The sequence below is a fragment of the Actinomadura sp. 3N407 genome, from assembly GCF_052245875.1.
In the GTDB taxonomy this organism is placed as follows: domain Bacteria; phylum Actinomycetota; class Actinomycetes; order Streptosporangiales; family Streptosporangiaceae; genus Spirillospora.
Window position 1 is genome coordinate 583,301 of record NZ_JBQQBP010000001.1, and the last position, 19,565, is coordinate 602,865.

General features: G+C 70.3%; 19 protein-coding genes. 14 read left to right on the top strand and 5 right to left on the bottom strand.

Translation table 11 applies throughout. The annotated features are described in order from the left end of the window. Positions 1–205: 205 nt before the first annotated feature. From ACTWPP_RS02735 to ACTWPP_RS02745, 3 genes are all read right to left on the bottom strand, one after another. Positions 206–1,177, bottom strand: coding sequence for an AurF N-oxygenase family protein (locus tag ACTWPP_RS02735; protein WP_443102431.1), 972 nt, complete (start codon positions 1,175–1,177; stop codon positions 206–208). Between the two features lie 58 nt (positions 1,178–1,235). Beyond that, positions 1,236–2,099: an SDR family NAD(P)-dependent oxidoreductase gene (locus ACTWPP_RS02740; RefSeq protein WP_443102432.1), complete on the bottom strand. Its 864-nt coding sequence runs from the start codon at positions 2,097–2,099 to the stop codon at positions 1,236–1,238. Positions 2,100–2,167: 68 nt separating this feature from the next. Continuing rightward, complete coding sequence (locus tag ACTWPP_RS02745) at positions 2,168–3,274, bottom strand: ferritin-like domain-containing protein (protein WP_443102433.1); 1,107 nt, start codon at positions 3,272–3,274, stop codon at positions 2,168–2,170. A 108-nt stretch (positions 3,275–3,382) separates the two neighbouring features. On the opposite strand from ACTWPP_RS02745, the gene ACTWPP_RS02750 reads away from it, so the two are divergent. Continuing rightward, a complete protein-coding gene (locus ACTWPP_RS02750; RefSeq protein ID WP_443102434.1) occupies positions 3,383–4,063 on the top strand; it encodes a TetR/AcrR family transcriptional regulator in 681 nt (226 codons plus the stop codon). Here ACTWPP_RS02750 and ACTWPP_RS02755 read toward each other — a convergent pair. Continuing rightward, entirely contained in the window at positions 4,014–4,658 is a 645-nt protein-coding gene (locus ACTWPP_RS02755; RefSeq protein ID WP_443102435.1) for a TetR/AcrR family transcriptional regulator, read from the bottom strand. The genes ACTWPP_RS02750 and ACTWPP_RS02755 overlap by 50 nt on opposite strands. Before the next feature lie 82 nt (positions 4,659–4,740). Between ACTWPP_RS02755 and ACTWPP_RS02760 the strand changes: the two genes are divergently transcribed. Both ACTWPP_RS02760 and ACTWPP_RS02765 read left to right on the top strand, forming a co-directional pair. Further along, positions 4,741–6,204: a flavin-containing monooxygenase gene (locus ACTWPP_RS02760; protein ID WP_443102436.1), complete on the top strand. Its 1,464-nt coding sequence runs from the start codon at positions 4,741–4,743 to the stop codon at positions 6,202–6,204. Between the two features lie 98 nt (positions 6,205–6,302). Beyond that, positions 6,303–6,683 (top strand): nitroreductase family deazaflavin-dependent oxidoreductase, encoded by a 381-nt coding sequence (locus ACTWPP_RS02765; protein WP_443102437.1) that lies wholly within the window; start codon positions 6,303–6,305, stop codon positions 6,681–6,683. A gap of 51 nt (positions 6,684–6,734) precedes the next feature. On the opposite strand, the gene ACTWPP_RS02770 is transcribed toward ACTWPP_RS02765, so the two are convergent. Then, positions 6,735–7,958 (bottom strand): helix-turn-helix domain-containing protein, encoded by a 1,224-nt coding sequence (locus ACTWPP_RS02770; RefSeq protein WP_443102438.1) that lies wholly within the window; start codon positions 7,956–7,958, stop codon positions 6,735–6,737. A 471-nt stretch (positions 7,959–8,429) separates the two neighbouring features. Here ACTWPP_RS02770 and ACTWPP_RS02775 point away from each other — a divergent pair, with 471 nt between their 5' ends. The 11 genes from ACTWPP_RS02775 to ACTWPP_RS02825 all read left to right on the top strand — a co-directional run bounded on the left by ACTWPP_RS02775 (position 8,430) and on the right by ACTWPP_RS02825 (position 19,553). Further along, complete coding sequence (locus ACTWPP_RS02775; protein ID WP_443102439.1) at positions 8,430–9,431, top strand: ABC transporter ATP-binding protein; 1,002 nt, start codon at positions 8,430–8,432, stop codon at positions 9,429–9,431. Next, positions 9,418–10,206 (top strand): MlaE family ABC transporter permease, encoded by a 789-nt coding sequence (locus ACTWPP_RS02780; RefSeq protein ID WP_443102440.1) that lies wholly within the window; start codon positions 9,418–9,420, stop codon positions 10,204–10,206. The genes ACTWPP_RS02775 and ACTWPP_RS02780 overlap by 14 nt, the downstream gene beginning before the upstream one ends. Before the next feature lies 1 nt (position 10,207). After that, a complete protein-coding gene (locus ACTWPP_RS02785) occupies positions 10,208–11,044 on the top strand; it encodes an MlaE family ABC transporter permease (protein ID WP_358470212.1) in 837 nt (278 codons plus the stop codon). A 1-nt stretch (position 11,045) separates the two neighbouring features. Beyond that, a complete protein-coding gene (locus tag ACTWPP_RS02790; RefSeq protein WP_443102441.1) occupies positions 11,046–12,326 on the top strand; it encodes an MCE family protein in 1,281 nt (426 codons plus the stop codon). Next, positions 12,323–13,390 carry an MCE family protein gene (locus ACTWPP_RS02795; RefSeq protein ID WP_443102442.1) on the top strand — a complete coding sequence of 356 codons (1,068 nt, stop codon included), beginning with the start codon at positions 12,323–12,325 and terminating at the stop codon, positions 13,388–13,390. The genes ACTWPP_RS02790 and ACTWPP_RS02795 overlap by 4 nt, the downstream gene beginning before the upstream one ends. Positions 13,391–13,485: 95 nt before the next feature. After that, a complete protein-coding gene (locus tag ACTWPP_RS02800; protein ID WP_443102443.1) occupies positions 13,486–14,604 on the top strand; it encodes an MCE family protein in 1,119 nt (372 codons plus the stop codon). Position 14,605: 1 nt separating this feature from the next. Next, positions 14,606–15,859, top strand: coding sequence for an MCE family protein (locus ACTWPP_RS02805; RefSeq protein WP_443102444.1), 1,254 nt, complete (start codon positions 14,606–14,608; stop codon positions 15,857–15,859). Further along, a complete protein-coding gene (locus ACTWPP_RS02810; RefSeq protein ID WP_443102445.1) occupies positions 15,859–17,130 on the top strand; it encodes an MCE family protein in 1,272 nt (423 codons plus the stop codon). Before ACTWPP_RS02805 ends, ACTWPP_RS02810 begins: the two co-directional genes overlap by 1 nt. 1 nt (position 17,131) lies before the next feature. Continuing rightward, the gene (locus ACTWPP_RS02815) at positions 17,132–18,382 is read left to right on the top strand and encodes an MCE family protein (RefSeq protein WP_443102446.1); all 1,251 of its coding nucleotides are present in this window, start codon (positions 17,132–17,134) and stop codon (positions 18,380–18,382) included. Next, a complete protein-coding gene (locus ACTWPP_RS02820) occupies positions 18,379–18,951 on the top strand; it encodes a hypothetical protein (RefSeq protein WP_443102447.1) in 573 nt (190 codons plus the stop codon). The genes ACTWPP_RS02815 and ACTWPP_RS02820 overlap by 4 nt, the downstream gene beginning before the upstream one ends. Next, positions 18,948–19,553, top strand: a complete 606-nt coding sequence (locus ACTWPP_RS02825; protein ID WP_443102448.1) for a hypothetical protein — start codon at positions 18,948–18,950, stop codon at positions 19,551–19,553. Before ACTWPP_RS02820 ends, ACTWPP_RS02825 begins: the two co-directional genes overlap by 4 nt. Positions 19,554–19,565 lie beyond the last annotated feature (12 nt).

The window sequence follows — 19,565 nt, forward strand, 5'->3', positions numbered from 1 at the left end:
GTCGACGACGTGACCGTGCAATCGGTAGGAGTGTCCTGGGTGTGATAATCCCAGGTCAGCAACCTGTAGCGTCGACGGGCCGCGGAGTGGACCCCGCTCCGCGGCCCTTTTTGGTCCCGGTGTCCAGGCCAATGACCCGCAATTCACGAACCATTTTCTAATACAAGGTTCGACGTCGAGATAAATGGCCGTGGAGTAGAACCGGTTATCGTTCCAGCAGACCCGCCTTGATCCACACGTCGCGGGCCCGGCCGTCCAGGAACCCGACCTCGTCGAAGAACGCGGTGCACTTGCGGAACGCCCACGTCAGCGTCGCGCGCCGGTGCGGGCTGTGCGTCGCGACCCGCCGCGCGAGCCTCGGATCCAGGCCCACCGCCTCGTAGCACGACGGGTGGATCACCTGCCCGGCCATCAGCCTCGTCGCCTGCGCCAGCCCGTAGGCCGCCATCCGCCGCCGGACCGCCGGCAGCTCCGCCACCAGCCGCTTCAGCTCCTCCCGCGCGTACCTGATGTGCCGCGCCTCCTCGATCACGTGGATCCGCGTCACCTGCCGGATCATCGGCTGCACGTCCTCGTCGGGGAACGTCAGCCGCTGGAACGCGTCGGTGAACTCCTCCACGACCAGCGTCCCGGCGAACATCGGCATCGGGTCGTACACCGCCCCGAACAGCTTCGCGAAGTGGAACTCCAGGGCCCGCGGCCGGTGCGTGCGCAGCCCGCACGTCCGCACCATCCGCCCGAACATCTTCGAGTGCCGGCACTCGTCGGCGATCTCCGTCAGCGCGTACGCCACGTGGTCGCTGTCGTAGCGGTGCCGGTAGGCGTGCATCACCAGCGACTGCATCAGCAGCATCTCCGACCAGATGCCGAACGAGGCGATGCTGCACATCTCCCGCTTCGTCAGCTCCACCCGCTGCCGGTGCGTCAGCCCGTCCCACAGCGGCGTCTCATAGATCGACACCAGCCGCGGAGGCATGTAGAACGCGTCGGGGTCCTGCGGCCCGTCCCAGTCGACGTCCGCGTCCGGGTCGAACGAGTGCTTGCGCGACGTCCGCAGCAGCCGCTCGGCGACCACTTCCCGGTGCGTCAGCTCCAGCGCGTGATCGCCGTCCTTGCAGCGGATCTGCGCCGTCCACGTACGGGGCCGGCCATCGCTCGACAACACATCAGAGGGCATCGATCCGTCTCCTCTCACCGAGGGAGGGTCAGGGGAGGGCCGCGCCCGGACGTGGGCGCTACCCCCGGGGGGCGGGGATTCTGGCTAGCAGTCGGACGGTCGCGGGGGACACCCTGGAGAGGGTGTGCAGGAGGTGGCCCTCGAAGTTGACCGGGACCACGGCCTTGTTCTTGATGATGGCGTGGACGATCCGCTCCGCGACCTTCTCCGGCGGGTAGTTGCGCAGGCTGATGGCCTTCTGGCCACGCCGGCGGAGGCGGTCGCGGGCCGAGGCGTCGTCCTCGACGTAGGTGCCGTGCTCGACGATGTCGGTGCTGACGAAGCCGGGGCAGACGGCGGTGACGCCGATGCGCGACCCCGCCAGTTCGGCGCGCAGGCATTCGCTGAGCATGAGGACGGCGGACTTGGTCGTGCAGTAGGCGGGCATCACGCGCCAGGGCGCGAACGCCGCGGCGGACGCGACGTTGACGATGTGGCCGCCGAAGTTGGGCTTGTCGGGCTTGTTGGGGAGGGCGTGGACGCGGTCGCGCATCTGCTTGCCGAACAGGCGGGAGCCGTGGACGACGCCCCACAGGTTGACGCCCAGGATGCGGTCCCAGTCGTCCAGGCCGGTGTCGAGGAAGGGGCCGGCGACCGCGATGCCGGCGTTGTTGACGACGATGTCGGGGACCCGGTGGGCCTCCTTGACCTCGGCGGCGAAGGTCCCCATGGCCTCCGCGTCCGACACGTCCACCTGGTAGGCGGTGCCGCCGGCGCCGACGGTCTTGGCGACGGCGACGGTCTCTTCCGCGGAGGGGAGGTCGATGTCGGCGGCGATGACGCTCGCGCCGTGTCCGGCCAGCGCGACGGCGGTGGCGCGTCCGATCCCGCTGCCGGCTCCGGTGACGACGGCGAGCGCTCCGTCGAAGTGCGCGAGTGGCATGCGAGACCTCCGAGATTGTCCGATGTCCGGGACGGCAGCGATTCCGAAAGAATCGGATCCAACCGTACTCAGCCCGCCGCGGCGTCGGCGATCACGGCGTCCACCTCGGCCTTGCGGTCGGCCTCCTCCGCGGCGAAGCGCTCGGTGTCGAGCCTGTCGGCGATCTCCTCGTCCTGGCTCATGAGGGCGTCGAGGTCGGCCTTGGACATGTCCAGGACGCCCATGTCGTCGTAGGTCCGCTGGATGCGTTCGCTCCACAGGCCGATGTCCTTGACGCACGGGACGATGCGGCTGAACAGGAGGCTCTGGAACATCCGCATGTAGGGGGAGTTCTCCACCATCTCGTCGACCTCCTTGGGGTCGATGCCGAAGTTGGTCCAGATCTCCCGGCCGCGGATGCGGTCGCGCATCAGGTAGCAGCCCTCGATGACGAAGTCCTCGCGCTCGCGGAGTTCGGCGGGTGACAGCTGCTTGTAGTAGTCGCGGAGGGCGAGGCGGCCGAACGCGACGTGGCGGGCCTCGTCCTGCATGACGTAGGCGAGGATCTGCTTGGGGAGCGGCTTGGTGGTGATGTCGCGGATGACGCCGAACGCGGCGAGCGCGAGGCCCTCGATGAGCACCTGCATGCCGAGGTAGGGCATGTCCCAGCGGGAGTCGGTGAGGGTCTCGTTCAGCAGGTCCTGGAGCTTGGTGTTGATCGGGTAGATCAGCCCGACCTTGTCGTGCAGGAACCGTGTGAACAGCTCGACGTGGCGGGCCTCGTCCATCGTCTGGGTGGCGGAGTAGAACTTGGAGTCGAGGTCGGGCACCGTCTCGACGATGCGGGCGGCGGTGACCATCGCGCCCTGCTCGCCGTGCATGAACTGGGAGAACTGCCAGGACGTGGAGTGCTGCCGCAGTTCGCCGCGCTCCTTCTCGGAGAGCCGGTCCCAGTACTTGGTCCCGTAGATGGCGAGGGACTGGTCGGGGACGCCGAGGGGGTTGTGCGGGTCGACCTCAAGGTCCCAGTCGATCCGCTTGGCGGAGTCCCACTGCTTGTCCTTGCCCTTCTGGTAGAGGGCGAGGAGACGGTCGCGGCCGTCGTCGTACTCCCAGGTGAACCGGGCGTCGCCGGCCATGGGCACGGTCCAGGTGGACGTGTCGACGGGCTCGGTGTAGAGGTCATGGGTCGACATGGGCGCTCCTCCCCGGGAGGCGCGGACGTACGGTGTACGTCTCGCGTACAATGTACGTACCGTGTCACGGGACACTTACGGATGTCAACGGCGGAAAGGGCGGCACCGATGGCGAGGCATGTGACCTCCGACACCCCGCAGCCGCGGCCGGTGCTGACCCGCGAGCGCATCGTGCTCGCGGCCGTCGAGCTGATCGAACGCGAGAACGCGGACGCGCTGTCGATGCGCCGCGTGGCGTCCGAGCTGGGCGTCGCCGTCATGTCCCTCTACAACCACGTCCCGAACAAGGACGCGCTGCTGGAGGGGGTCGCCGAGCACGTCGTCTCCGGCCTGGAGCTGCACGACGACCCGTCCGAGCCGTGGCAGGAGCGTGCGCGGGCCCTGGTGCGGGCCTTCCGGAAGGTCGCGCACGACAAGCCGCGCTGCATGACGATCGTCCTCACCCACAAGATCGACACCGCGGCCGGGCTGCGGCCGGCCGAGCGGGCCCTGGCGCTGGCGGACGCGGCCGGGTTCGACGGCGAGACGTCCGTGCGGATCATGCGGGCACTGCTCGCCTACGCGCTCGGCGCGCAGATGCGCGAGGTCGGCATGGCGAAGATGCTCGGCCATCTCGTCGAGACGGGGGCCGAGTCGTGGGCGAACCTCGACCCGGACGAGTTCCCGCACGTGATCGCGCTCGCCTCCGAGCTGGCCACCCACGATCCCGAGGCCGACTTCGAGTTCGGCCTCGACCTGCTCATCGGGGCACTGGACCGGCTTCCCCGTCGTCCGGCAGATAGGGGCTGAGGCCGTGCCGGCAGAAGTCGGTCATGTACCGGGCCGCCTCCTGCGCCGACACTTCGGGGCGCCGCGTCCGCCACTGCGCCAGCCGCTCGCTCGCCCCGATGATGATCTCGGTGTAGGCGTCGACCGCGCCGACCGGGGCGGACGGCGCGAACATCGCCAGCACCCCGGCGATCAGCTTGCTCTGCTGCCGCCGCGTCGACTCGACGGCCTCGATGGTCTCCGCGGACGCGGCCATCGGCTCGCGCAGCAGCATGGCGAACGACTTGCTGTGCGCGTCCATGAACTCGAAGTAGGCGACCATCCCGCGCCACAGGATGTCCTCGGGGGTGGTGGCGCCCGCCATGGCCTTCTGGGTGACGTCGAGCAGCTCGGCCTTGGACCGGCCGACGCAGGCGACGAGCAGCCCGTCCTTGGAGCCGAAGTACTCGTAGAGCATCGGCTTGGAGACGCCGCAGCGCTCGGCGATCTCGTCCATCGAGGTGGCCTGGTAGCCGCGCTCGCCGAACACGTCCTCCGCCACGTCCAGCATCTGCCGTTCGCGCTCGGCGCGCGACATCCGCCGGCGGGCCGGGCGGCGGGGTGTGGCGTCACTCACAGGAAATCCCCTCTGTTGGACCTACCGTCAGTAACCTACTCCCGGTAACTTACTGGAAGTAGGTTACGCGAGAGGATGGGTTATGAGCGAGCGCGCCCCGGCGATCGTCATCATCGGCTCCGGCTTCGCCGGGCTCGGCATGGCGATACGGCTCAAGCAGGCCGGCTTCCACGACTTCACCGTCCTGGAGAAGAGCGAGGCACTCGGCGGGACGTGGCACGACAACACCTACCCCGGCTGCGCCTGCGACGTGCCCTCCCACATGTACTCCTTCTCCTTCGAGCTCAACCCGGGCTGGACGCGGATGTTCGCGCCGCAGCCCGAGATCCGCTCCTACATGGAGCGCACCGCCGACAAGTATCGCGTGCGCGATCACATCCGCTTCGGCGCGGCCGTCGAGTCCATGGAATACGACGACGACGCCAAGCGCTGGAACGTGACGCTCGGCGACGGGACCGTCCTCACGCCGAAGGCCATCGTGTCCGGCATCGGCGCCCTGCACGTCCCCTCGTTCCCGGACCTGCCCGGCATCGAGCGGTTCCAGGGCACCGCCTTCCACTCCGCCGAGTGGGACCACGCCTACGACCTCACCGGCAAACGCGTCGCCGTCGTCGGGACGGGCGCGTCCGCCATCCAGTTCGTCCCGCAGATCGCGAAGACGGCCGCCGACCTCGTCGTCTTCCAGCGGACGGCGCCGTGGATCCAGCCCAAGCCGGACGTGTCGATCCCGGCGCCGGTGCGCAAGGCGTTCGAGAAGGTCCCGGGCGCCGCGCGCGCCTTCCGCGGCGGCATCTACTGGGCGCTGGAGGCCCGCGCCGTCGGCTTCACCGTCGACCCGCGGCTGTCCCTCCCGCAGGAGCAGCTCGCGCGCCGGCACATCGCGAAACAGATCGCCGACCCCGGGCTGCGCGCCAAGGTGACGCCCGACTACACGATCGGCTGCAAGCGGATCCTGCTGTCCAACGACTACTATCCGGCGCTCGCCCTCCCCAACGTGGAGCTGGAGACCTCCGATATCGCGGAGGTCAGGGAGAACTCGATCGTCACCGCGGACGGACGCGAGTACGAGGTCGACTGCATCATCTACGGCACCGGCTTCAAGGTGACCGACGCCCTCACCGACCTTCGCGTCACCGGACGCGACGGCGTCAAGCTCCAGGAGATCTGGGCGAACGGCATCGAGGCCCACCGCGGGACCACGATCCCGGGGCTGCCGAACTTCTTCATGCTGCTCGGCCCGAACACCGGCCTCGGCCACAACTCGGTCGTCTTCATGATCGAGGTGCAGATCCAGCACGTCCTGGGCTGCCTGCGCCTGCTGCAGGAGCACGGCGCCGACACGATCGAGCCGAAGCCCGGGGCCGCCCGCCGCTTCAACGACCGCCTGCACCGGCGCCTGCGCCGCGCCGTCTGGAACGAGGGAGGCTGCAGCAGCTGGTACCTGGACGACCAGGGCGTCAACCGCACCCTCTGGCCGGGCCACACCTTCGAGTTCTGGGCCGGCTCCCGCAAGCCGAAGCCGGAGGAGTACACCATCACCCGCTAGAACCCCGTTCACTTGCGGCGTGTCGCCCTCATGGCCGCCCCTATGAGGGCGACACGCCGCAGTTCAACGGACGGGGGCGGGTGTGTTAGGGAGGGGGCATGGCGAAACCGCTCATGCCTCGGGCCTTGCGTGGGTTCAACAAGGCCGTCACCAACCGGATCCAGGGGGTCTACGCGCCCTACGTTCCGCCCCTCGCGATGATCGTCCACAAGGGGCGCAGGTCGGGCCGGGAGTACCGGACGCCGGTCACCGCGTTCCGCAGCGGCCGGACCCTCATCGTCGGGCTGCCGTACGGGGCGGACACCGACTGGGTGCGCAACCTCCTCGCCGAGGGGCGCGGCGGCGTGGAGCGGCTCGGGCGCGTCCGGCGGGTCGGCAACCCCCGGGTGCTCACCGCGGACGAGGCGCGGGAACTGCCGCCGGCGGGACGGCACGCCGCCCGCTACATGGACGTCCTCGTCGCCGACATCGAGGACTGACGGGCGGCGCCGCCCCCCGGAGCATCGGAGTCCCCGGGCGGCGGCGCCGGGTCAGGTGGGGGGCGAGCCTCTGCGGCTCGGGGCGCGGCGGTTGCGGAGGCTCGCGGCGCGGAGGGTGGCATCGAGGGAGAACCGGGCGTCGGCGTCGTCGAGGCTGTCGCCCATGTAGCTCTCGAGCTGCCGGAGCCGGTACCGGACGGTCTGCGGGTGGATCTTGAGGCGCTCGCCGATGTCGACGGCCGTCGACCGGGTGGTGACGGCCTCGGCGAGCGTCTCGACCAGCCGCCTGCGCTGCCCGTCGGACATGTCGCGCAGCGGTTCGAGGTGGTGGCGGGTGAGCTCCTCGACGAGCGGCGGGTCCGACAGCAGCCACATGGTCATCAGATGGTCCCGGCACGGGATGAGGGACCCGTCCCGGATGACGCCCTCCTCGGCGAGGCCGAGGACGCGCCGGGCCCAGCGCAGTGAGTGGGTCGCCCGTTCCAGCGGGACGGTGAGGCCGATGACGCAGCTCGCGTCCGACAGTGCCGCGTGCAGCATGGCGTGGCGCGCCTCGGTGAGCGGCCCGGGGACGAGCATGGACGGTTCGGCGGAGTCCATGTCCACCAGGACGTCGGCGTCCAGCGCGGCGCGGGTGCACGGCGCCTCGGGGTGGACGGCGATGAGGGTTGCCTCGCCGGGGAGCGGCCACCAGCTGGTCGCCTTGGCGAGTTCCTCGATGGCCTCGGGGACGACGGCGGGCTGCTGGAGGATCAGGTGCAGGAGCCGCTTGCGATCCTCGCGGCGGCGGACGTCGGCGTGGCCGGTGGCCTGCTGGTGTCCGAGCCGGATCTGGGCGACGGCCTCTTCGAGGTAGACGAGCATCGCGTCGACCGTGCTGGAGACGATCGACGTGGGGATCTGCTCGCGTTCGGCGACGATGACGGTGCGGCGCCAAGCGATGTGGAAGGCGATCCGGGACGCGGCCTGCAGTTGGTCCAGGTTGCGTCCTTCGATGGCCTCGAACTGCCCGACCGCGCGGCAGGTCTCGTTGCGCTGCGTGGCCGGCGCGCCGGGATCGGCGACCCTGTCCAGGAATCCGGTGAGCAGTATCTCGGTGCTGATCCGCAGAATCTGGTCGTAAGCGGAGTCCACCGGACGGTGGTACTCCGGGATGGACTTCCGGATCTCGGCGACGACCTCTTGGGTGACTTCGGGCAGCTCCGAACGCAGCAGGTCGATGAAATCGGAGAAGACGCTATTGCTCGTTTCGGACAATTCCAATGCCTGCGACATGGGGATGGGAAACCTCCGCATCGGGCCGGCGTGCACCGGCGCCGTGCTGCCCGTCCCGGGGGTGGGACGGCGGTGCCGGCGGGGTGTACCGAGCGGGGGCGGACACCCTGGGGACGGGATCGAGGACACCCGTGAACATAAAAGTTGTAAATAGGTTCTGACAAGGCTTCCGCCCCGGATCGCCTGTGGCGGGGTACCGGGTTGCGCGGGATGTGACAAAACCGCGGTCCGGTTACTGTCCCGTTGACAATCCTCGGTCAGCGGCCTCCGCCGGCCCGCCGGCGCACCGCGCTATGTTACCGGTCGGTAGTCACCGGCGAAGGGTTTGAGAAGATCAAAGACTAAGCCGGTGACAATTCTGAAGACCATTTACTGAATTGCCGCAGGAATCCTGCGGACCCCTATTGAACCCCGGGTCTACTGGCCCGTAACGTCCTCGCTTGACCCGGCCGACATGGGTGGTGATGGTCGTTGGGAATTGAAGTCGTGGTCGAAGGGCTGTCCAAAGCGTTCGGACCGCAGACCATTTGGAGCGATGTCACCCTCACCCTGCCCGAGGGTGAGGTGAGCGTGCTGCTCGGTCCGTCGGGCACCGGCAAGACGGTGTTCCTCAAGTCGCTGATCGGGCTGCTCAAGCCCGAGCAGGGGCGGGTGCTGGTCGACGGCGTCGACATGGTGAACGACCCGGACCGCAGGGTCTACCAGGCCCGCAAGCGGTTCGGCCTGATGTTCCAGGACGGTGCGCTGTTCGGATCGCTGTCCCTGTTCGACAACATCGCGTTCCCGCTGCGCGAGCACACCCGCAAGAAGGAGTCCGAGATCCGCCGCATCGTGCTGGAGCGCATGGAGATGGTCGGCCTCGCCGGCGAGGAGCGCAAGCTGCCCGGCCAGCTCTCCGGCGGCATGCGCAAGCGCGCCGGGCTCGCCCGCGCGCTGGTCCTCGACCCCGAGGTCATCCTGTGCGACGAGCCGGACTCGGGCCTGGACCCCGTCCGCACCGCCTACCTGTCGCAGGTGCTCATCGACGTCAACGCGCGGATCGACGCGACGATGCTGATCGTCACGCACAACATCGAGATCGCCGCGACCGTCCCCGACAACATCGGGATGCTGTACCGCCGCGACCTGATCGCGTTCGGCCCCCGCGAGGCGGTGCTCACCAGCGACGAGCCGGCCGTCGCGCAGTTCTTGCACGGCGATCCGCGCGGCCCCATCGGGATGTCGGAGGAGAAGGACGCCACCGCCCTCGCCGCCGAGGCGGCGGCGGCGACCGCCGCGGCGCCGCGCCGCCGCCGCTCGATCGAGATCCCCCCGCAGCTGCGCCCGACGGCCGGGATGCCGCCCCGCCGGGGTGAACAGCGCCACGCGCAACGCGTCGACGCGATGCTTCCGAGCCTTTCCCATCCCGCGCAGCAGGCCATCTGGGCCGGGCGCCGCAACCGGCAGGAGGCGGGCGGCCATGGTCGCGCCTGAGACCGCGGCCCCCGGTGCCGGCGCGCTGCGCCAGGTCGGGAGGCTGTTCGCGCTCGCCGGGACCGTCATCGCGATGACGTTCCGGCGGCCGTTCCAGCTGCGCGAGCTGATCCAGCAGTTCTGGTTCATCGCGTCCGTGGCGATCCTGCCGACGGCGCTCGTGTCGATCCCGTTCGGCGCGGTCATCTCGCTGCAGGTCGGGTCGCTGGCCAAGCAGCTCGGGGCGCAGTCGCTCACCGGCGGCGCGAGCGTGCTCGCCATCGTGCAGCAGGCGAGCCCCCTGATCGTGGCGCTGCTCATCTCCGGCGCGGCGGGCTCGGCGATCTGCGCCGACCTCGGCTCGCGGACGATCCGGGAGGAGATGGACGCGATGGAGGTGATGGGCGTATCGCCCATCCAGCGCCTCGTCGTCCCCCGGGTCCTCGCCTGCATGGCGGTAGCGGTCCTGCTGAACGGCCTGGTCTCCGTCGTCGGCGTCGCCGGCGGCTACTTCTTCAACGTGCTGATGCAGGACGGGACACCGGGCGCCTACCTCGCCTCGTTCTCGGCGCTCGCGCAGCTTCCCGACCTGTACATCAGCGAGCTGAAGGCGCTGCTGTTCGGGTTCATCGCCGGCGTCGTGGCCGCCTACCGCGGGCTGAACCCGAAACCCGGGCCGAAGGGCGTCGGGGACGCGGTCAACCAGTCGGTCGTCATCACCTTCCTGCTGCTGTTCTTCGTCAACCTCGTGCTGACGGCGATCTACCTGCAGGTCGTCCCGCCGAAGGGGGCCTGACATGGCGATCCCCGGCGCCCGCCGGTTCCGGCCGGTGAAGCTGGTGTCGTGGCTGGACCGGCCCGGCGACCAGCTCACCTTCTACGTCAAGGCGCTGCTGTGGACGCCGCGCGCCCTGCGCCGCTACATGCGCGAGTCGCTGCGGCTGCTCGGCGAGGTCGCGTTCGGCAGCGGCGCACTGGCGGTGATCGGCGGCACCGTCGGCGTGATGATCGGCATGACGGTGTTCACCGGCGTCGTCGTCGGCCTCCAGGGTTACGCGGCGCTCGACCAGATCGGGTCGTCGGCGTTCACGGGGTTCGTGTCGGCGTACTTCAACACCCGCGAGATCGCGCCGCTCGTGTCGGGCCTGGCGCTGTCGGCGACGGTCGGCGCCGGCTTCACCGCGCAGCTCGGCGCGATGCGGATCAACGAAGAGATCGACGCGCTGGAGGGCATGGGCGTCCCGTCCCTGCCGTACCTCGTGACGACCCGCATCATCGCGGGCACCGTGGCGATCGTCCCGCTGTACGGGATCGGGCTGCTCAGCTCGTTCCTGGCGTCCAGACAGGTGACGCTGTGGTTCAACGGGCAGTCCGCCGGGACCTATGACCATTACTTCAACATCTTCCTCGCCCCCGAGGACGTGGTGCTGTCGTTCGTCAAGGTGCTGATCTTCAGCGTCATGGTGGTGCTGGCGCACTGCTACTACGGCTACCGCGCGGTCGGGGGCCCCGCCGGCGTGGGCGTGGCCGTCGGCCGTGCGGTCCGCACCGCGATCGTGCTGATCTCCGTGACGGACTTCTTCATCAGCCTCGCAATCTGGGGCGCGACGACGACGGTGAAGGTGACGGGCTGACATGGCGAGACAGGGCACCATGCACGTGGTCGGGAAGCGGCTGGCCGGGGTGGCGTTCCTGCTGGTCCCGGCGCTGCTGATCTGGCTGTCGATCGCGATCTACAACAAGCGGTTCACCGAGTCGACGACGGTGACGCTGCGCACCGGGACGGCCGGGCACGAGATGCACCCGCTCGCGGACGTGAAGGTCCGCGGCGTCGTCGTCGGCGAGGTCCGCTCGATCCGGGCGGACGGGTCCGGCGCCCGGCTGGAGCTGGCGCTGAAGCCGGAGATGACCGACCGCGTCCCCTCGAACGTCACCGCGATGCTGCTGCCGACGACGGTGTTCGGCGCCCGGTTCGTGTCGCTCGCCGCCCCGCCCGGGACGTCGGCGCCGCCGATCGCCGAGGGCGACGTGATCTCCGAGGACCGCAGTGAGAACGCGGTGGAGCTGTCCCAGCTGCTCAACAACACCATGGACCTGCTCAACACCCTCAAGCCGGCCAAGCTGTCGGCGACGCTGAACGCGATGTCGAGGGCGTTGGAGGGGCGCGGCGAGCAGATCGGCGACAACTTCGAACAGCTCGACCGGTTCCTGCGCAAGTTCAACCCGGAGGTGCCGGCGCTCACCCGCAACTTCGCCGAGCTGGCGGAGTTCACGCAGCACGCGTCCGACGCCGCGCCCAACCTGCTGCAGGCCCTCACGGACCTGACGGTGACGAGCCGCACGATCGTCGAGCAGCGCACCTCGATCGCCGCACTGTACGACGCGGTGTCGGGTTCGTCCGCCGACCTCGAAGACTTCCTGAACGCCAACTCGGGCAACATCATCGAGCTGGCGACGGCGAGCCGGCCGAGCCTGGACCTGCTGCGCCGCTACGCCCCGGCCGCGCCCTGCACGTTCCGCACGCTGGCCGACTTCGTCCCGAAGATGAACCGGGTCCTCGGCAAGGGCACCGACCGGCACGGCGTCCGCGGCACCGTGGTGCCCGTCCCGCACAAGGGCCGCTACCAGCCAGGGCAGGACGCGCCGCGGTACGGCGCAGGCGGCGGCCCGCGGTGCCCGAGCGTCCCGTACCTGCCGAGCGGCGGCGGGGAGACGAAGGTGCTCCCGGCCGGCGGGGTCCCCGGGGAGGGCGGCACCGTCGGGGGCGGCCTCGGCCCCGCGAACTCCGCGTCCGAGACCGATCTGGTCAACGAGCTGGCCGGACCCCCGCTCGATGAGGTGCCCGAGGAACTGCCGGACTGGTCCACCGTGCTCGTCGGGCCTATCTACCGGGGCACGGAGGTGACGGTCAAGTGAGGCTCACCGGCCAGGGCGTGAGGGGGATGGCGTTCCCCCTCACCAGCTCGCTGATCTTCATCGTGGTGACGGTGCTGGCGACCGGGCTGCTGGCGTCCAGCATCACCGGCGCCACCAGCGGCGACCGCGTCACCTACCACGCCAAGTTCACCGACGTGGCCGGGCTGCATCCGGGCCACGGCGTCCGTATCGCGGGCGTCGAGGTCGGCCAGGTCGAGGAGATCGAGGTGACCGACCGGCGGCTCGCGCTCGTGACGTTCGAGGTGGACCGCGACAGGGACATCCCGGCGACGGCGACCGCCGCCGTGAAGTACCTCAACCTGGTCGGCGGCCGCTACATCGCCCTCGACCGGGGCGCCGGCGCGCCCGGCGACACGCTGAAACCGGGCGAGACGATCCCGGTGGAGAACACGTCCGGGACGCTGAACCTCACCCAGCTTTTCCGGGGTTTCCAGCCGCTGATGCAGGCGCTGTCGCCCGGGGACGCCAACAAGCTCTCGGAGTCCATCGTGAAGGTCCTCCAGGGAGAGGCCGGCACCATCGAGAGCCTGCTGCGCACGGTCGGGCAGCTGACCAGCACGCTCGCCGCCAAGGACGAGGTGATCGGCCAGGTCATCACCAACCTCAACAGCGTCGTCCAGACGGTCAACTCGCGGGACAGGCAGCTCGTCGACCTGGTCACCACGCTCCGCGAGTTCACCTCGGGGCTGGCCGCCGACCGCAAGCCGATCGGTGAGGCGATCGCGTCGATCGCGGACCTGACGTCCGCGACCGCGGGGCTGCTGCAGGTCGCGCGGGATCCGCTGAAGGACGACATCGTCCAGCTCGGCCGCCTCAGCGACAACCTCAACCGGGACGCGCCGCTGCTGGAGCGCTTCCTGGAGCGGACGCCCACGAAGCTGCGGACGTTCGGGCGGCTGGCCTCCTACGGGTCGTGGATGAACTTCTACCAGTGCGAGGTCAAGTTGATCGGCGTCCACTATGCCGGTTCCGATCTGTCGAACAAGCCGCCGCCGACCGGCATCCCGATCTCGGACGACGCGGAGGAGAGGTGCCGCGGATGAGGCCCCCGACACCGCCGCAGGGCGGGCCGCCGCCTCCGGGGGGTGCCCCCCCGCCCCCCGGAGGGCCGCCCCCGAGCGGGCCGCCGCCGGGCGGTATGCCATCGGACGGGCCGCCGCCGGACGGGCCGTCTCCGGGCGGGCCGACGGCGCCGCTGCCGCGCGCGTTGCCGCACCCCAAGAAGGGCAGGCCGCGGCTGAAGCCGCTGCGGGAGCGCAACCCGATCCCGGTGTCGATCATCGGCCTGGTGGTGCTGCTGGTGCTCGGCCTGCTGGCCTTCCGCGCCGACGACCTGCCGGTCATCGGCGGCGGGACGACCTACGACGCGTACTTCTCCGAGGCCGCCGGGCTGAAGCCCGACCAGGAGGTCCGGGTCGCGGGCGTGAAGGTCGGCAAGGTCACCGGCGTCGAGCTGGAGGGCGACAAGGTCAAGGTCACCTTCCGGGTGAAGGACACCTGGGTGGGCGACTCCAGCCGCGCCGCCATCATGATCAAGACGCTGCTGGGGTCGAAATACCTCCAGCTCGACCCGCTCGGCGCGCGTGAGCAGGACCCCGACAGGCCGATCCCGCTGGAGCGCACCATCGCCCCCTACGACGTGACGACCGCGTTCCAGGACCTCGGGCGGACGTTCGAGCAGCTCGACACGGCCGCACTGGCCGCCAGCCTGGAGACGATCTCCACGACGTTCGAGGACACCCCGGCCAGCGTCCGCGTGGCGCTCAAGGGCCTGTCGTCGCTGTCGAACACGATCGCGTCCCGGGACGCCGAGCTGGCGCAGCTCCTCACCGGCACCAAGCAGCTGTCCGGCACGATCGCGGCGCAGAACGACCAGTTCAAGACGCTGTTCGAGGACGGCAACCTGCTGCTCGCCGAACTCCGCAGACGCCGCCAGGCGATCCACGCGATGCTCGTCGGCACGCGGCGCCTCTCCGCCGAGCTGGTCGGGCTCGTCGGCGACAACCGGCGGACGCTCGGCCCGACGCTCGCCTCCCTGGGCAAGGTCACCGACCTCCTCGAACGCAACCAGAAGAACCTCGACCGCACCCTGGAGACCGCCGCCCCCTATCTGCGCCTCGTCGGCAACACGACGGGCAACGGCCGGTGGGTGGACGGCTACCTGTGCGGCACCGTCCCCGACGAATACCTGGAGAACGGCAGATGGACGCCGCCCGTGAAGGGCTGCGAGCCGCCGCACCTGACGGGAGGCCGGTGACATGGCGCCGTCCCCGACACGCACCGTGAAACTGCCCCGGCTGCCGTCGGCGGCCCGGGACCGGCAGGTACGGGTACTCGAAGCGATCATCGTGGTCTTCGTCGTCCTCGTCGCGATCGCGCTGATCCCCATGCTGGGCGACGGCCCCGGACGCAGGATCACCGCCCACTTCGCCACCGCCATCGGCGTCTACCCGGGCTCCGATGTGCGCGTCCTCGGCGTGAGGGTCGGCTCGATCGACGCCATCGAGCCGCAGGGAACGCGGGTCAAGGTCGACATGACCGTGGACGAGGACGTGGACGTTCCCACCGGCGCCCGAGCCGTTGTGATCGCCCCGAACCTCGTCTCCGACCGGTACGTGCAGCTCGACCCCGCCTACAGCGGCGGCCCGAAGATGGCCGAAGGCGCCACGATCGACGTGAGCCGCACCGCGACGCCGCTCGAACTCGACCAGCTCTACACCGCCGTGCGCACGTTCGCGAACGACCTGGGGCCGCGGGGGCTGAACGCCCAGGGCGCGCTGTCGGACGTCATCAGCGTCGGCGCCGCCAACCTCGGCGGCAACGGCAAGCTGCTCAACAACACGATCGCCGACCTCGGCAAGGCGTCCCAGACGCTCGCCGACTCCAGCGGCGACCTGTACGCCACCGTCGCCAACCTCAACAAGTTCAGCGTGATGCTCCGCGACAACGAGGCACAGATCCGGCAGGTCGAGAACCAGTTCGCCGAGGTCAGCGGCTTCCTGGCGGCGGACCGGCAGGAACTCGGCGCGGCACTGGCGAGCCTGGCGCGGGCGCTCGGCGAGGTGAAGCAGTTCATCGCCGACAACCGCGAAGCGCTCAAGGGCAACGTCGACAAGCTCGCCGACATCACGCAGGTCCTCGTCGACCAGCGCGCATCTCTCGCCGAGATCCTCGACACCGCGCCACTGGTGGCGCAGAACGCGCTGAACGCCTACGACCCGAAGACCCGCTCGCTGATGGCCCGCGGCAACCTGCTGGAGATCACCATGGCGTTCGGCAGCCTCGACCAGCCGGGCGTCGACCCACCGGCCGCCAACACCAGCCCGGTGTGCGCCGCGGCGTCCTCCGCGACCGAGGCGATCCGCGAGCAGTGCGAACGGCTGCGCACGTCCGGGCTGACCGCTGTCCCGCCGTCGCAGACGTCCGGTGTGCCGCCGCTGCCGCTGCCGCCCGCGGGACCCGTTCTCGTCCCCCGGGCCGACGCCGGCACCGGCGCCGAGGGAGGCCGCTGATGCGCGTGCCCATGAAGGTGATGGCGGTCTGCACGGCCGCGACCGTCCTGGCGGCGGGGTGCTCGATGCAGGTCGAGGACATCCCGCTGCCGGGCGGCGCGGACCTCGGCGACCACCCGTACACGGTGAAGGTGCAGTTCGAGGACGCGCTGAACCTCGTCCCGCAGGCGGCCGTCCGGGTCAACGACGTCCCGGTCGGGCGGGTGAAGGACGTGTCGCTGCCGAAGGGGTCGTGGGAGGCCGTGGTCACGCTGATCGTGAACGGCGACGTGCGGCTCCCGGCGAACGCCACCGCGAACCTGGAGCAGTCGAGCCTGCTGGGGGAGAAGTACATCGAGCTCTCCGCCCCCGCCGCGCCGTCCGCCCAGCCGCTGACCGACGGCGCCACGATCCCGGTGGCCCGCACGTCGCGCAACGCCGACGTCGAGGAGGTCTTCGGCGCGCTGTCGCTGCTGCTGTCGGGCGGCGGGCTCCCGCAGATCCGGACGATCAACAAGGAGCTCAACAAGGCGCTCGGCGGCCGGGAGGACACGATCAGGTCCTCGCTGCGCAACCTCAACGAGCTGACCAGCACCCTCAACCGCAACCGCGCGTCGATCACCGACGCGCTGGACGGGCTCAATCGGCTGTCGTCCACGGTGCGGTCCCGCAACGGGCAGGTCGAGACCGTCCTGGACGACCTGTCGCCGGGCCTGAAGGTCCTGGAGGACCAGCGCGGGCAGCTCGTCGAGATGCTGCGTGAGCTGGAGAAGCTGTCGGACGTCGCCGTCAGGACGATCAATGCCAGCAAGGACGACACGGTCGCGAACCTGCGCTCCCTCGCGGTCATCCTCCGCAAGCTCGCCGACTCCGGCCGGAACCTGCCGAAGTCGCTGGAGGTGCTGCTCACCTTCCCGTTCACCGACGAGGCGCTCAAGGCCGTCAAGGGCGACTACCTGAACGGCTACCTCACCGTCATCGCCGCAGAGGGTTTCAACTGCGTCGCCCCGCCGGTGAAGGAAGAGGGGCCGTTCGAAGGCATCGAGGGAGAGGACGGCGAGCGGGAGGGCGGCGGGCTGGAGGCCGCGGCACGGGCACTGGCCGCGGAGGAGCTCCCCGGGCCGCAGCCGCCACCATGCCCCACCACGGGCGGCGGCCAGGAGCGGAACGCGCCGGCCGCACCGACGCCGGAGGCGCCGCGGCAGGTCGCACCGCAGGCGCCGCCGGGCGGCCCCGGCACCCCCGGCGAGGCGCCTCCCCTTCCGCTGCCGACGCTCGGGGAGGGCGACTGACATGCTGACACTGGGCACCCGCATCAAGATCGTCGCATTCATCATGATCGCGTTGGCCGTGGTCGGCTACGTCAGCGTCAACTACGCCGACCTGGGCCGATATGTCGGGATGCGCGGCTACTACACCGTGCGGCTCGACCTGCCGACCACCGGCGGCCTCTTCGAAGGATCCGCGGTCTCGTACCGCGGCGTCACCATCGGCGAGGTCGGCGAGCTCGACCTGAGCGACGACGGCGTCATCGCCGAACTCCACATCGAGAACTCCGCGCCGGAAGTTCCGTCGAGCCTGCAAGCGGTCGTCGCCAACCGCTCCGCCGTGGGCGAGCAGTACGTCGACCTGCGGCCCCGGACCGAGTCCGGTCCCCATCTGGCGCAGGGCGCCACGATCCCGCGGAGCGCCACCACGACACCGGCACCGGTGAACGAGACGCTCAAGAGCCTCAACGACCTCACCGGGTCGCTTCCGCTGAACGACGTCACGGTCCTGATCGACGAGCTGGGCCTGGCGTTCGCCGGACAGGGCCCGCACCTTCAGCAGCTCCTCGACACCAGCGCCCGGTTCGTGTCGGCGTCCGACTCGGCGTTCCCCGAGACCCGCGCGCTGATCCACAACGGCGGGGACGTGCTGCGCACGCAGAACGAGCTGGCGGGCGCGTTCACGTCGTTCTCGCTGAACACTCGCCTCCTGGCCCGGCAGCTCCGCGACTCCGACGCCGACCTGCGCGACATCATCGCGTCCGGTCCGGGCGCGGCGGCGGAGGTGTCCCGCCTGCTCCGCGAGCTGGACCCGAACCTGAGCGTGCTGCTGGCCAACTTCCTCACCATGGCGCGCCTCGGCGAACCGCGCCAGGCGGCTATCGAGGAACTACTGGTCCGGCTTCCGCAGGCCGCCGGGATGGTGTCGTCCATCGTGGCCGGGGACAAGCTGCGGATGGGCCTCGCCACCACGTTCTTCAACCCGCAGCCCTGCACACGCGGCTACGGCAAGACCCGCTACCGCAACGGACTCGACCTGTCCACCGCCCCCGCGTTCAACACCGGTGCCCGCTGCACGGAGGACCCGGGCACCGGCATCAACGTGCGGGGCTCCGCGAACGCGCCGCGCAAGGGGGTGCCGGTGCCGGCCAGGCCGGGGTCCCTGACCAAGACCGAGATCACCGACATCTTCAGCACGTTCGGGCTGTCCGCCCCGGCGGACCCGGCCCTGTCGACCGACCTGCGCGGCCTCCTCGGACTGGGGGGCCCACGATGATCGGCGCCGCGGCGGCGCGCCGTGCGGCCACCCGGGCGGTCACGCTGATCCGCCCGGCCGGCTACGTGCTGATCGCCGCGGCGACCGTGTTCCTCTGCGTGTCCCTCTGGTCGCTCGCCCAGGCCGGGCGGGGCGACGACAACGAGTATGCCGCCGCGCGAGACGAGCTGACCCGCACGGCCGTCCAGCACATCACGCTGCTCAACAGCATCGATCCCAAGCGCGCCGACCTCGACCTCGCGCACTGGCTGCGTGTCGCCACCGGCCCGTTCCACGATGCCCTCAAGAACGACATGCCCACCGCACGCGCGAAGTTCGCCAAGCAGAAGGCCGCGTCTCACGGCAAGATCACCGCACTCGCCGTCACCGACTTCGACCGCCCCGCGGGCAAAGCGACCGTCATCGCGTCCGTCCGGATCTTCACCGACGCCACCGGAGAGGACGGTCGGCGCACCGAGCAGCGCAAGCGCTACGAGGTCACGATGCAGCGGGTCGCCGGCGGATGGAGGGTCAGCGAGCTGAAACCGCTGCCGCCCGGGGGGAAGCCGGCCGAGGGGAGCGGGTCGTGAGCGTCACCGAACAGGAACCGCGGACCCGGAAGGAACGCCCGGCGCGCCGCGTCCGGATCCCGCGCAAGAGACCTGCCCTGCGCCCGCTCGCCCCAACGGTCAAGCGGGCCGCCGGGCTGGGGTGGCCGGTGGCCCTCGCCCTGGCGATCTGCCTGTCCGCCTTCGCCATCGACAGCTGGGCCGACAGGCGGAGCGAGGGTTCACCGGCCGCCAACCGGGCGCTCCTCGACGAGGCCGCCACCAAGAAGGTCGTCGCGGACGTCTCCGCGAAGATCGCGCGGATCTTCACCTACACCCACACCGACCCGGCGGCCACCGAACGGGCCGCGAAGGAGGTGCTCACCGGCGACGCCACCGGCGAGTACCACGAGCTGTTCGGCCTGGTGAAGAAGAACGCGCCGGTCATGAGGCTCTCCCTCACCACGAAGGTCGCCAAGGCCGGGCTGATCAAGCTCACCGACGGAACGGCGGTCCTGCTGGTCATGCTCGACCAGACGACCACCCGTGACGGCGAGCGGACCGGCCCGCCGGTCGCGGCCCAGCTCATCGTCACGGCACGCAACGACCAAGGCTGGCGCATCAGCGACCTCCGGGCCGCCTGAAGGAAAAGGGGT

Excerpts from the sequence above, each read along its gene's own strand:
- ACTWPP_RS02745 (WP_443102433.1), bottom strand. The coding sequence starts at position 3,274 with ATGTCGACCCATGACCTCTACACCGAGCCCGTCGACACGTCCACCTGG.
- ACTWPP_RS02760 (WP_443102436.1), top strand. The coding sequence starts at position 4,741 with ATGAGCGAGCGCGCCCCGGCGATCGTCATCATCGGCTCCGGCTTCGCC.
- ACTWPP_RS02770 (WP_443102438.1), bottom strand. The coding sequence starts at position 7,958 with ATGTCGCAGGCATTGGAATTGTCCGAAACGAGCAATAGCGTCTTCTCC.
- ACTWPP_RS02820 (WP_443102447.1), top strand. The coding sequence starts at position 18,379 with ATGATCGGCGCCGCGGCGGCGCGCCGTGCGGCCACCCGGGCGGTCACG.
- ACTWPP_RS02780 (WP_443102440.1), top strand. The coding sequence starts at position 9,418 with ATGGTCGCGCCTGAGACCGCGGCCCCCGGTGCCGGCGCGCTGCGCCAG.
- ACTWPP_RS02785 (WP_358470212.1), top strand. The coding sequence starts at position 10,208 with ATGGCGATCCCCGGCGCCCGCCGGTTCCGGCCGGTGAAGCTGGTGTCG.
- ACTWPP_RS02790 (WP_443102441.1), top strand. The coding sequence starts at position 11,046 with ATGGCGAGACAGGGCACCATGCACGTGGTCGGGAAGCGGCTGGCCGGG.
- ACTWPP_RS02805 (WP_443102444.1), top strand. The coding sequence starts at position 14,606 with ATGGCGCCGTCCCCGACACGCACCGTGAAACTGCCCCGGCTGCCGTCG.
- ACTWPP_RS02815 (WP_443102446.1), top strand. The coding sequence starts at position 17,132 with ATGCTGACACTGGGCACCCGCATCAAGATCGTCGCATTCATCATGATC.
- ACTWPP_RS02735 (WP_443102431.1), bottom strand. The coding sequence starts at position 1,177 with ATGCCCTCTGATGTGTTGTCGAGCGATGGCCGGCCCCGTACGTGGACG.
- ACTWPP_RS02765 (WP_443102437.1), top strand. The coding sequence starts at position 6,303 with ATGGCGAAACCGCTCATGCCTCGGGCCTTGCGTGGGTTCAACAAGGCC.
- ACTWPP_RS02750 (WP_443102434.1), top strand. The coding sequence starts at position 3,383 with ATGGCGAGGCATGTGACCTCCGACACCCCGCAGCCGCGGCCGGTGCTG.
- ACTWPP_RS02800 (WP_443102443.1), top strand. The coding sequence starts at position 13,486 with ATGCCATCGGACGGGCCGCCGCCGGACGGGCCGTCTCCGGGCGGGCCG.
- ACTWPP_RS02810 (WP_443102445.1), top strand. The coding sequence starts at position 15,859 with ATGCGCGTGCCCATGAAGGTGATGGCGGTCTGCACGGCCGCGACCGTC.
- ACTWPP_RS02740 (WP_443102432.1), bottom strand. The coding sequence starts at position 2,099 with ATGCCACTCGCGCACTTCGACGGAGCGCTCGCCGTCGTCACCGGAGCC.